Raw genomic sequence first — 13,252 nt, forward strand, 5'->3', positions numbered from 1 at the left:
TAGAAATCTTTATTATACAATTCATGCACCTTTTAAAAAGTGCTGTATACAGCGCTTTTTTATACATAGATAAATTTAAGCTAATGCAACCAAGAAATAAACTGTAAAATTACTTCAGCATATTCTCGTTTAACTATTAAATCTACATATTAAAAGGGAGCAACAGTAAATGTTGCTCCCTTTTGAAATGTAATCTATTCACTCTACATAACCCTCTTAAACATCTTCTCCAACTCATAAGTAGAATGATGCACAAGAATCGGTCTTCCGTGTGGGCATGTGTATGGGTTTGTTGTTGTACGAAGTTCTTCCAGTAAAGCAAATATTTGATCGTTCGTTAAATATTGATTTGCTTTAATGGATGCTTTACAGCTCATCATGATAGCTGCTTCTTCACGTAACTTCTTAATATCAACTTTTTTTAGTTTAACAACTTGCTCCATCATTTCATCGATAATTTCTGTTTCTTGTCCTTTCGGGAACCACGTTGGATGCGAGCGGACGATAAAGGATTGATGGCCGAATTGTTCTAAAAATAGCCCGACTTTTTTTAGTTCTTCTAACTGTTCTTCGACACGTAAAAATTCAGTAAGAGATAGATCAATACGGTACGGTACAAGTAACTCTTGTACTTCTTGCGCTACCCTTCCTACTTTATCACGGAAGTATTCATAATTAATACGTTCCTGCGCAGCATGCTGGTCAATCATATATAAGCCTTTATCATTTTGAGCGAAAATATATGTTCCATGCATTTGTCCAATTGGATAAAGCGGTGGTAAGTCATTCCCGTTCATTTCAATCTCTTTTATTTCCCGAACTTCTTCTTCTAATTCCTCTAGTTCAAAGTCCTCTTCATTACTGTCCCACGATTTCTCTTCTTGAATTGGTTCTTCGATTATCGGTTTAGTGGATGGTTGCCAACTTTGTTCTTCTCTCACGAGCGACTGTGGTGGTTGCCATTCTTGCTTCGGTGGTTGCCAAAGCTGCGCTGGCTGTTTCACAGTCTGCGGTTCTTCTTGTTTTGCATCCATGCCAGTCGGTAAAATGATGTCCGGCATAGATGGTTCTTTCGGCTTCGCATGCTCAAACTGGAACTGTTCTTGCACACTTTCGTCTTTTTCTTTTTTCTTCGTTGTTACACCTGCATCTGGAATAAGCTGTATTTTTTTAAATGCAGCTTGCAATGTTTCTTCGATCAGCTTTAGCAATTCTTGTTCTTTACTAAAACGAACTTCTAACTTCGCTGGATGTACGTTAACGTCAACTAGCATTGGATCCATTTCAATCGATAAGAAACCAATTGGATACCGGCCAACTGGCAGTAATGTATGGTATCCTTGCTGAATTGCTTTCATTAATACAAAGTTTCGAACGTAACGACCATTTACAATCGTTGACATATAATTACGAGATGCTCTCGTTACTTCTGGTAATGTTACATAGCCTTTAATTGTAAAGTCTAAAGATTCGGCTTCAATTGGAACAAGCTTCTTCGCAACTTGAATACTGTAAATCGATGCAAGTACTTGTCTTACATCACCGTTACCTGACGTATGAAGCAATTTCTTTTCATTATGAAACAGTTTTAACGATACCTCTGGATGTGACATTGCAATACGATACACGATATCTGTAATATTTCCGAGCTCTGTATGAATGGTTTTCATATATTTAAGACGCGCTGGTGTATTAAAGAATAAGTTTTGTACTGTAATATCTGTTCCTTTTCGGCTCGCAGTCTTCTCTTGCTTTATAATGTCTCCACCTTTAATAATAAGGTGTGTACCAGGCGCATCACCTGTGCTAGTAATTAATTCTAATTCACTAACTGAGGCAATACTTGGCAATGCCTCACCGCGGAAACCGAGTGTTCTTATGCGGAACAGATCGTTTTCATCTTTAATTTTACTCGTTGCATGGCGTTCAAAAGCGACGATACAGTCTTCTTCTGCAATACCATCACCGTTATCAATGATACGAATTTTCGATAACCCAGCTTCTTCTAAGTGGATTTCAATAGATGTACTATTCGCATCGATAGAATTTTCCACAAGTTCTTTTACGACTGAAGCAGGGCGCTCTACTACTTCCCCTGCCGCAATTAAGTTAGAGAGTTGGTCATCGAGTTTGCGAATTTTCCCCATCTACTTACTCATCCTTTCTTTAACTTTTTCTGTAAGCGATACAATTCGTTCATCGCTTCTAAAGGTGTCATATCAAGTAAATCGATTTTTTTAATTTGCGCCAGTACTGCTGTTTCTTTTTGATCTAGCAGAGGCTTTTCTTGTTTCTTCGAAGACTGTTCTCCTCCAAAGAAAGATAGTTGCGATTCTTCTTCAGTCTCTACTTTCGTTTCCTGTATTTCTGCTATTTCCTCTTTTACAACTACAGGTTCTGGAGCAGCTTCTTGTACTTTTACTTCTACTCGTTTTGGAATAATAATTTCTTCCTGTCCTTCTAGCTGTGCTAACACTTCTTTCGCACGAGCGATTAGGCTATCTGGAAGCTCCGCAAGTTGCGCAACGTGAATTCCGTAACTTTTATCAGCTGCTCCATCTTGAATTTTATGAAGGAATACTACTTTTCCATTCTCTTCAATTGCTGAAACGTGTACATTTTTCAGTTGATCTAAACTCTCTTCTAACACCGTCAATTCGTGATAATGCGTAGAGAATAACGTTTTTGCACCAATTTGGTCATGAATATGTTCAATAATCGCTTGTGCAAGTGCCATACCATCATACGTAGATGTACCGCGTCCAATTTCATCGAATAAAATTAAACTTCTTTCTGATGCGTTTGCAATTGCATTTTTCGCTTCTAACATTTCGACCATAAATGTACTTTGACCTGAAATTAAATCATCCGCTGCACCAATTCTCGTAAAGATTTGGTCAAATACAGGTAATACTGCTTCTGTTGCTGGTACGAAACAACCGATTTGCGACATAACCGTTACAAGTGCTAATTGTCTCATATACGTACTTTTACCAGACATGTTCGGACCTGTAATTAAAAAGACATCCATATTCTCTGGCATAATACAATCATTCGGTACATACAATTTCCCGTTCAATACTTTTTCAACAACAGGATGACGACCATCTTTAATAAAGATTTCGCGCTTCGTTGTCAGTACAGGTTTTACAAACTGTTCTTCTTCACTAACTGTCGCAAAACTTTGCAGTACGTCTAATTCACTAATTACTTTCGCTAAATGTTGTAATTTCGGAATAAATACTTTTACTTCTTCACGAAGTGCTGTAAATAAATCGTATTCTAGCTGTACAATTTTTTCTTCAGCTTCTAAGATTAACGTTTCTTTTTCTTTCAGTTCATCTGTAATGAAACGTTCAGCATTAGCAAGCGTCTGTTTACGCTCATAGCGACCTTCTGGAAGTGCTGCAAGATTCGCTTTCGTTACTTCAATGTAGTAACCGAAAATACGGTTGTATCCGATTTTTAATGATTTAATTCCGGTAATATCACGTTCTCTTTTTTCAAGCTCAGCAATCCACGTTTTCCCGTTTTTACTAACGTAACGATATTGATCAAGCTTGTCATTATAACCATCTTTAATAATATCTCCATCTTTAATCGAAAGCGGTGGGTTTTCTTGAATACTTCTTCCTAGTAATTCTGTTAAGCTTTCACATGGATCTGCACCTTGAATTAATCTCGATGCATAAGCGTTATCTAACAAACTAATTGCTTCTAAAATAGCTGGTACTTGCAGCAATGAACGTCTTAATTGTAATAAGTCTCTTGCATTTACGTTACCAAATGCAACTTTTCCTGCTAAGCGTTCTAAATCATATACTTCTTTTAACTTTTCTTTTAAATCTTCACGTAAGAAGTAATCATTTACAAACGTTTCAACCATTTCTAAACGCTCTTCAATTCTTTCTTTCTGTATAAGTGGACGTTCCATCCACTGTTTTAACATACGACCACCCATAGCTGTTTTCGTCTTATCCAATAACCATAATAGTGATCCTGTTTTCTCTTTCGTTCGAAGTGTTTCTGTCAGTTCTAAATTCCGCTTTGAATGTACATCAATTTTCATAAATTGATTCGTATAATAAATTTCTACTGGTTGCAAATGATCTAAAGAACGTTTTTGTGTTCTTATTACATAGTTAAATAAGCGTCCAACTGCTTTAATTAATTTTGCTTGTGAAACATTTTTCACAAGATGTTCTAATCCTTCCGGAATTGCCGTTGCATCTTCATACGAAATCGTCATTTTCAATGTTTCAGTTAACTTGTTTAGTTCATCTTTAGAAAATGAAGAATCAACAACAATTTCTTTCGAACCAGTTGCATACACTTCTAATAAAATATCTTCTACTGAACCAGTCAATAACGTTACTGTATTTTGTCCAGTCGTTAAGTCGTTACAAGCTAATGCATACGATCCATCTTCAAAATGTGTTAATGCGGCTAAGAAGTTATTTTCTTTCTCATCAATTGTACGCCCTTCCATCATCGTTCCTGGCGTAATTAATTGTACTACTTCACGACGTACTACACCTTTAGCTGTTTTCGGATCTTCTACTTGCTCACAAACAGCTACTTTATATCCTTTTTCAACAAGTTGTTCAATATAGTTTTTAGCCGCATGATACGGTACACCGCACATTGGTATACGTTCACTACTACCGCCATCTCGGCTCGTTAATGTAATTTCAAGTTCATGAGCTGCTTTTACAGCATCCTCAAAGAACATTTCATAAAAATCGCCTAAGCGAAAAAATAAAAAGGCATCTTGATAATCTGCCTTAACCTTTAAATATTGCTGTATCATAGGCGTATATTGAGTCATACTTTTCCTCCATAATTCTTACATGATAATCTATTTTCATATATGTCGCATTTCACGGACACTCTTATCTCCTATTTCAGGAGTCTTTCTTCATTATAACATATTTCATAAAGAATCATGTTCATTCAGCGCCACTTATGTAAAGTAAAAAGCTAGGAAGAACTTCTCCCTAGCTTTCTATTACTCTTCTTCTGCATCAACGATAAAGTTCGGATCTAATTCTTCAAATTCATCATCAGCAATTTGGAAATCATCATCTGATTCTACGCAGCCTTCAGGATTTACACTTACACAAATTTTCGTTTCTCCAACTACTTCTGTTACAAATTCACGTTCTACAGTTACAACAATTTTATTACCATTTGGTGATACAAGTGCTTCTAAACAATTTGGCGGCTGAATAACACGAGCAATAATTTCTAAATCGTCACCAGAAAAGTTTTTATCACGATAACCAATACTTACTTCGTCCGTATAGTTCACACGTTCTGTTACAACTTCAGTCTTTGTATTTCCATCAAATGAATACCAAGTGTTCACATCATAGAAACCTTCAATTTCCACATGTTTTCCATTCTTTCTTGCTTCGTACGAGTGGTTAATTACCCAGCACCCTAAAATACTTGTTGGCTCATTATTCGATTCACATGTATGCGTTGACTTTGTATACTTACGTCCTTTTCCAACCACTGCTTTTGTAATAATCTCTCTAAATTCGGACATTCGTAACCCTCCTCAATCACTATTCACTTAATCATATGCGTGACAATAGCGGAATGTGTCATTCTTTTTTTGAGAAGAACTTACGTTTAATCCACAAAAAAAAAGAGATGTCAATATGACATCTCTTTAACAACCACAATTTCCTTTTTTACTTTCTACCGCTGCGCCAGTTTCACCCTTTAGTACATCGCCACCAGTTGAAATTAATATTTCATCTGTTACGTTGTTAGAAATTGTACTAGCAACTAACTGTAATAAGTCATTTACGTATGTTTGTGAAGATTTAAATTGTTGTACGACTGGAATACTGTCTAACTTATCTTGCAATGCATCAATTTCAGCTTCTACCTTTTTTAAAGCTTCCCATTTCCCGTAATGTTGCAAGTTTACTGCTTGTTTTTGCAGTGCTTTAATTTCATCGATTGCGCGCTTTACATTTTCATTTTTATGAATTTGCGCCTCTGCTTTCTTAAAAAAATCAACTTCTTCTGTTTCAGAAATCATTTTTGCTAATTCTTTCGCTTGTTCAACAATGTCATCTTTCGAATATACTTTCATCTATTATTTCACCTCAATCGGCTCTTCAACTAATTCCCCGTTAAGAGACCAAGTTTTTGCTTCCGTTATTTTCACTTTCACAAGCTGACCAATTAAAGATTTTGAAGCGACGAAGTTTACAAGTTTATTCGTACGAGTATAACCTGCAAGTACTTCCGGATTATTTTTACTTTCCCCATCAACTAACACTTCTACAATTTGACCTTTGTAACGACTATTCTTTTCAATTGCTAACGTATTTACTAGTGTATTTAAACGCTGAAGACGTTCTTTCTTTACTTCCATCGGTACATTATCTTTCATTTTTGCAGCTGGTGTACCTTCGCGAGGAGAATAAATGAATGTAAAGGCAGTATCAAACCCTACTTCACGATATAACGACATCGTTTCTTCAAATTGCTCATCTGTTTCATTTGGAAAACCAACGATAATATCTGTTGTTAATACTACATCTGGAATTGCTTCTTTAATTTTTCTTACAAGTTCTAAATAATGCTCACGCGAATATTTACGTGCCATAATTTTCAGCATATCTGTACTTCCAGATTGAACTGGTAAATGGATATGTTCTACTAGGTTGCCACCTTTTCCAAGCACTTCAATTAAGTGATCATCGAAATCACGTGGATGGCTCGTTGTAAAACGAATACGGGCAATATCAACTTTACGAAGTTCGTCCATTAAATCGCCAAGACCGTATTCTATATCTTCAAAGTCTTTACCATATGCATTTACGTTTTGTCCAAGTAACGTAATTTCTTTATAACCATTTGCAGCTAAATGACGAATCTCTTGGATAATATCTTCTGGACGTCTACTTCGCTCTTTTCCGCGTGTATACGGTACAATACAATACGTACAGAATTTATCACAGCCATACATAATATTTACCCAAGCTTTAATATCACCACGACGTACTTTCGGAAGGTTTTCAATTACGTCACCTTCTTTTGACCATACTTCAACTACCGTCTCTTTCGAGAACATCGCATCTTTTAGAATGTACGGTAGTCTATGAATATTATGCGTTCCAAATACCATATCTACATGCTGATTTTTTTGCATAATTTTATTTACAACAGATTCCTCTTGAGACATACAACCACATACACCAATTAAAAGGTCTGGATTTCTTCGTTTGAGTGACTTTAAATGGCCTAGCTCACCAAACACCTTATTTTCAGCATTTTCACGAATTGCACAAGTGTTTAATAAAACTACATCTGCATCCTCAGTTGAAAAAGTTGGTTCATATCCAAGTGCTGTGAAAATACCTGCCATTACTTCCGTATCATGCTCATTCATTTGACAACCATATGTACGAATATAGAACTTTCTTCCTGTACCAAAATTGCGAAACTCTTCAGGTAAGCCAAAATCCCGTTCAATTTTAACTTCTTCTTTCCCACGCTTTTTCGCATCCTTTAAGGAAGGTGGTTGATATACACTTTCAAAGTATTTACTATAATCTTTCTCTTCTTTTTTCATAGAGGAATTTGCTTGTTGACTTGCTAATCGTTGTTGCTCGTTCATCGGTAATCTCCTTTCACCCTTAACTATACACACTCTATAGTCCATTTTAATGCGCTTAGACTCACCTCAAAAATGGTTAGATAGCTGGAGAGATAACTTGTCCTTTGAAACTTGAGTAATCAATCTAATCATTCATAAGAATGAAGTCTTCCCCACGCAAATAGACATTCCCTTTTTATCATTTCTTGTTGTCCTACCCAAAAGCATATTGCTTTATCCCTATAAACATTACCATAGTATGACGTGTTTCGCCAATCTTAACAATACAAAGGCCTTTTATTACCTTACATTTCATAAGCAATGAACTTGCCATTTTCATACAACGATTTATATATTATTTTATCATTCTGAATTTTCTAAGTAAATAAGGCTACCCTATATTTTGTACATAAAAAAAGGTTGCCAAATCGGCAACCTTTTTTTCTTACATTACATAAATTCAGCAACAAGCTCATCAAACATTTTCTGATCCATATTTAAATCAGATTTCACTAAAGGCTCTTCACTATAGCCTTTAACAAGTTCTTGATATGATGGTTGCTTAGTATTTTGATAAATTAACCCTGTTACTAAACCGTTATTTTCCATTAAAGTTTGCATAGCCATCATGCGATTAGATGGATCATATCCCTCTACTGTGCTTAGTTTCGTTAAGTTCTCTTTAAACCAATCGTAAGTATTTACTTTATTGTAAGTAACACATGGGCTAAATACGTTAATTAATGAAAATCCTTTATGGTTAATACCAGCTTCAATAATTTGTGTTAATTCTTTTAAATCACTCGAAAAGCTTTGCGCCACAAATGTCGCACCAGCTGTTAAGGCCATTTCCATTACATTTAGTGATGGTTCAATTGAACCTTGTGGTGTGCTTTTCGTTTTAAATCCAGCTTCACTACGTGGTGAAGTTTGCCCTTTTGTTAATCCATAAATTTGGTTATCCATTACGATGTACGTAATGTCGATATTACGACGAATAGAATGGATTGTATGTCCCATACCAATCGCAAATCCATCACCGTCACCACCTGAAGCGATAACTGTTAAATCACGATTTGCCATTTTCACACCTTGTGCAATCGGAAGGGCACGACCATGAATACTATGCACACCATATGAATTAATATAACCTGAAATACGGCCTGAACAGCCGATACCAGAAATAACAGCAAGTTCATCTGGATTTAGGCCAACGTTAGCTGCCGCACGTTGAATTGCAGCTTGCACTGAGAAGTCTCCGCAACCTGGGCACCAGTTTGGCTTTACACTGTTACGAAAGTCCTTAAATGTTGCCATTTAATACAACCCCTTTTTTGCATTCGTTGTAAATCTCTTTCGGCAAGAATGGGTTTCCATCATATTTTAAAAGACTAGAAATTTTCTCACCATTACCAAGATTCATTTTCATAATGTTAGCAAGCTGACCTGTTGCATTGTTTTCTACTACTACAACACGCTTCGCCTTTTTCACAAGTGGATCGATTTCAGCTGTTGGGAACGGGTGAATTAAACGCACATGAGCATGGTTTACTTTCATACCCTCTTGTTCTAAACGCGTCATTGCCTCTTCGATCGCACCACGAGTTGAGTTAAATCCAACAAGCAATACGTCTGCTTCTTCATGCTTAACATTTTTATAAACAGGGGTATTAAACTTCAAGTTCTCCATTTTACGGAAACGTTTGTCCATTTGATCTTTACGGTTTATTGCTGATTCCGACGGTTTTCCAGTTTCATCATGTTCTACACCTGTAACATGGTGAACACCATTTTTCATACCAGGTAAAACACGTGGTGAAACGCCGTCTTCTGTTACTTCATAACGCTTGAAGTATGCTTTATTTTCACGTTCTGGTAATTCTGCTTCTAAATCAAGCTTACCACGACGAATTTCCACTTTATCTAATTTAAGTGGTTCTACTGTTTGTTTTCCTAACGAAAGCTGTAAATCTGTTAAGAAAATAACAGGAACTTGATATTCTTCAGATAAGTTAAATGCTTCTACAATGTCATAGAAAGCTTCTTCAACTGTACTTGGCGCCATTACGATTTTTGGAATTTCACCATGCGTACCGTAAATCATCGCCATTAAGTCAGACTGTTCTTGTTTCGTTGGTAATCCTGTACTTGGGCCGCCACGTTGTGTATCAACAATTACTAATGGGGTTTCTGTAATACCCGCTAAACCGATTGCTTCCATCATTAATGAAAGACCAGGACCAGCAGATGCCGTTAATGTACGAACACCAGCATAGTTTGCACCGATTGCCATTGTACAAGCTGCGATTTCATCCTCAGTTTGGATTACTGTTCCGCCGACTTTCGGTAATTTTTTAATTAAGTATTCCATAATTTCTGATGCAGGTGTGATTGGGTATGCTGACATAAAACGAGCACCACCAGCTACCGCACCAAATGCGATTGCATCGTTTCCAATCATAAACATGCGTTTTTTACCATCAGCTTTTTCAAGCTGCATCATGTTTACTTTCTCACCTAGTAATTCTTTCATATATTGAGAGCCGCGTTTAATTGCGTCCATATTCTTTTGAACGACTTGCTCTCCTTTACGACCAAAGATTTCTTCAACAACATCTAAATAAGCTGTTTCATCTAATCCTAATACTGCACTTGATGCTCCAACAGCAACCATGTTTTTCATTAATGATGTGCCTAATTCTGAAGCAATATCTGTAAACGGTATCACATATAGATTTACATCTGTATTGTCAGGTATTGTTGGATTAAATTTCGCATCCGCAACTACAATTCCACCTGGACGTAGTTCGTGGAAATTAAAATCAATTGTTTCTTGGTCAAAAGCAATTAAAATATCTAAATCATCTGAGATCGCTCGTACTTCTGTTGTACTTACACGAATTTTATTATTTGTATGGCCGCCTTTTATACGTGATGAGAAGTGGCGGTAACCGTATAGGTAATATCCTAATCGGTTTAATGCAATACAGAAAATTTCTCCTGTACTTTCAATTCCTTCACCTTGTTGGCCTCCAACTTTCCATGAAAGTTGACTAATCATCTCCTACACCCCTTTTGGCTGCATTCATTGTAGTGTATTTTTTTACAGTAATAGTTTAGCATTTTTTATGCAAATAAACTACAACGGACGCAAATTATGCCTCTTCTGATTTCCCTGAATCTTTAGTATAAAGCTTTTTTGTTTTTCATTCTAGTATTAGGTCTTAAAAAAAGCAATAAAATCAAATGAATTAATTTTGATTTTTCTGAATTTTAAATCGAAATTTAAAAACTCATATGTTCTACAAAATTATCATATAAAAATCGTTCTACAGTAGATGCAGCATAGTGTTTACAAAGCTCATTCATTACATTTTCATAATCTCGATACGCTGATACATTTACAACTGTTTCTAAAATCCCATCAAAATCAGAACCAAATCCTATATTGCGCTCTCCACCTAATGAACAAATATATTCGATATGTCTTACTATATCTGCTACATTCGCTTGTTTTTCATTTGTTAGAAACTGCGGTACAAAAGTGACACCAATCATGCCATTTCGCTTTATAAGAGCTTTAAGTTGTTCATCGTTTAAATTACGTGGGTGCTCGCAAAGTTTCATACAATTTGAGTGGGAAGCAATAGGATTTTTTGCAATCTCTATAACATCCCAAAAACTTCTTTCATTCAAATGAGACACATCAGTCCATACATGTAATGCATTCAGTTCTTGTACAACATGTTTACCAAAAGTCGTTAAACCCGCCCCACGTGTCTCTAGCGCACCATCAGCTAAGAGATTGGCATAATTCCATGTTAGTCCAAAAGAACGTACTCCTAGGCGATACAACAACCGTAATTTCATTGCATCTTTTCCAATTGCTTCGCATCCTTCAATTGTTAATATCGCTCCAATCTCGTCCTGTTTTAATATGTTAATATCATCTTTTGTCTGAATAAACTTCACACCTGGTAGGGATAAAATTTCATTATAAAAAATATCTACCATTTGTAATGCTACTTCAAATCGGTTTTCATATGCCACTGTTTCTGGTACATATATAGCAAAACATTGTATACTTCCTTTTCTTCTCTTTAACTGTTCAAATGTAATATGTAATTGTGAATCATCTTTAAAATTCCTTTTCCCTTGTGCATTCCATAACTGAAGAAGCACGTCACAATGAGCATCAAAAATTTTCATTTTCATTCCTCCATTATAAAAACAACCTGTTTGCATACTGCAAACAGGTTGTTTAAACTTAACGAGGTTCTACAATTAATTTTATTGCTGTACGCTCTTCGCCATCAATCATAATATCTGTAAACGCTGGGATACAAATCAGGTCCAAACCACTAGGCGCTACAAATCCTCTTGCGATTGCTACTGCCTTTACAGCTTGGTTCAATGCACCTGCACCAATAGCTTGAATTTCTGCTGTTCCGCGTTCGCGAATAACACCTGCAAGTGCACCAGCTACAGAATTAGGGACCGACGTTGCTTTAACTTTTAATATTTCCATTCCGCGTTTCCTCCTCGTTTCTTTAAAAAGTATTAGCAATTATTTCACTTTAACTTATATTCACGAGGAATGGCGCGTATTCCTGCTAAATTTTCGTAATTTTTCTAAAAAATTAAAATATAATAACTCATCTAAAATTTAACGAAAATTTACTCAAAAAATGGTTGATCGTCATTAATTAAAATACGTTCAATTTTCTTTGCTTTTCCTGTATTTGGATCCACATCAATTAACACTGCACTTAATTGCGTTCTACCATTTGTTACTTCAAATCGTACTGGTAAGTTTGTTAAAAACTTCTTCAATACTGCTTCTCTGTCCATACCTAATATTCCGTCATACGGCCCTGTCATCCCAACATCTGTAATGTATGCCGTTCCGCTTGGTAAAATACGGTTATCCGCTGTAGGGACATGCGTATGCGTACCTACTACTGCTGTAGCACGTCCATCTACATACCAACCTAGCGCTTGTTTTTCACTTGTAGTCTCCGCATGGAAATCAACAAATATAATATTCGTACGTTTTTTCGCAATATTAATTAATTCATCCACTTTACGGAATGGACAATCAATTGGAGGAAGGAAAGTACGTCCTTGTAAATTAATAACTGCAACTTCTGTTCCATTACAGTTCACAAAGATAAGTCCTTTTCCTGGAGTTCCTTCTGGGAAGTTAGCTGGTCTTGCAAGATATTTTGCATCATCGATGAATTCAAATACTTCACGATTATCCCAAGCGTGGTTTCCAAGTGTAACTGCCTGCGCCCCACACTCTAAAAAGTTTCGATATATTTTTTCTGTAATCCCACGGCCACCTGCTGCATTTTCTCCATTAATGATTGTTACTGTAGGTGTATATTTTTTCTTTAATGCCGGTACGTATTGTTGAATCATACCTCTACCAGGAGATCCTACTACATCCCCAACAAATAATATTCTCATATGTCTTACCCTTTCTATGTACTGCATTTTTTATTGCTATAGCATCAAGTAAATTCCTTATAATATCTTTATTATAAGTTTGTTTCACTTTTATGCTATATAACTAACTGTCTTTATTTTATCCAATTCCAACACAAAAAAATAAAGTGGTGTTTCACC

Annotated in this window: 10 protein-coding genes; all 10 read right to left on the reverse strand. The window is 36.0% G+C overall.

The window, feature by feature from the left end; all coding sequences use genetic code 11:
• Positions 1 to 203 precede the first annotated feature (203 nt).
• A complete protein-coding gene (gene mutL, locus NST86_RS19050) occupies positions 204 to 2,147 on the reverse strand; it encodes a DNA mismatch repair endonuclease MutL (RefSeq protein WP_000516456.1) in 1,944 nt (647 codons plus the stop codon).
• Between the two features lie 8 nt (positions 2,148 to 2,155).
• Positions 2,156 to 4,828, reverse strand: a complete 2,673-nt coding sequence (mutS, locus tag NST86_RS19055) for a DNA mismatch repair protein MutS (RefSeq protein ID WP_000196027.1) — start codon at positions 4,826 to 4,828, stop codon at positions 2,156 to 2,158.
• 180 nt (positions 4,829 to 5,008) lie between these two features.
• Positions 5,009 to 5,551: an outer spore coat protein CotE gene (gene cotE / locus NST86_RS19060; RefSeq protein WP_001288799.1), complete on the reverse strand. Its 543-nt coding sequence runs from the start codon at positions 5,549 to 5,551 to the stop codon at positions 5,009 to 5,011.
• Positions 5,552 to 5,677: 126 nt separating this feature from the next.
• On the reverse strand, positions 5,678 to 6,109 hold the full coding sequence (locus tag NST86_RS19065) for a RicAFT regulatory complex protein RicA family protein (RefSeq protein WP_000870461.1): 432 nt from the start codon (positions 6,107 to 6,109) through the stop codon (positions 5,678 to 5,680).
• Between the two features lie 3 nt (positions 6,110 to 6,112).
• Positions 6,113 to 7,642: a tRNA (N6-isopentenyl adenosine(37)-C2)-methylthiotransferase MiaB gene (gene miaB / locus NST86_RS19070; RefSeq protein ID WP_001005375.1), complete on the reverse strand. Its 1,530-nt coding sequence runs from the start codon at positions 7,640 to 7,642 to the stop codon at positions 6,113 to 6,115.
• A 429-nt stretch (positions 7,643 to 8,071) separates the two neighbouring features.
• On the reverse strand, positions 8,072 to 8,938 hold the full coding sequence (locus tag NST86_RS19075) for a 2-oxoacid:ferredoxin oxidoreductase subunit beta (protein ID WP_000190155.1): 867 nt from the start codon (positions 8,936 to 8,938) through the stop codon (positions 8,072 to 8,074).
• Positions 8,925 to 10,682, reverse strand: coding sequence for a 2-oxoacid:acceptor oxidoreductase subunit alpha (locus NST86_RS19080; protein WP_000625417.1), 1,758 nt, complete (start codon positions 10,680 to 10,682; stop codon positions 8,925 to 8,927). Before NST86_RS19080 ends, NST86_RS19075 begins: the two co-directional genes overlap by 14 nt.
• Positions 10,683 to 10,906: 224 nt before the next feature.
• Positions 10,907 to 11,830 (reverse strand): dipeptidase, encoded by a 924-nt coding sequence (locus NST86_RS19085; RefSeq protein ID WP_227593087.1) that lies wholly within the window; start codon positions 11,828 to 11,830, stop codon positions 10,907 to 10,909.
• A 58-nt stretch (positions 11,831 to 11,888) separates the two neighbouring features.
• Positions 11,889 to 12,149 carry a stage V sporulation protein SpoVS gene (gene spoVS / locus NST86_RS19090; RefSeq protein ID WP_000404341.1) on the reverse strand — a complete coding sequence of 87 codons (261 nt, stop codon included), beginning with the start codon at positions 12,147 to 12,149 and terminating at the stop codon, positions 11,889 to 11,891.
• 149 nt (positions 12,150 to 12,298) lie between these two features.
• A complete protein-coding gene (locus NST86_RS19095; RefSeq protein WP_001221095.1) occupies positions 12,299 to 13,093 on the reverse strand; it encodes a TIGR00282 family metallophosphoesterase in 795 nt (264 codons plus the stop codon).
• Positions 13,094 to 13,252: the final 159 nt, after the last annotated feature.

Source organism: Bacillus sp. FSL L8-0199 (assembly GCF_038005705.1).
GTDB classification, from domain to species: domain Bacteria; phylum Bacillota; class Bacilli; order Bacillales; family Bacillaceae_G; genus Bacillus_A; species Bacillus_A cereus.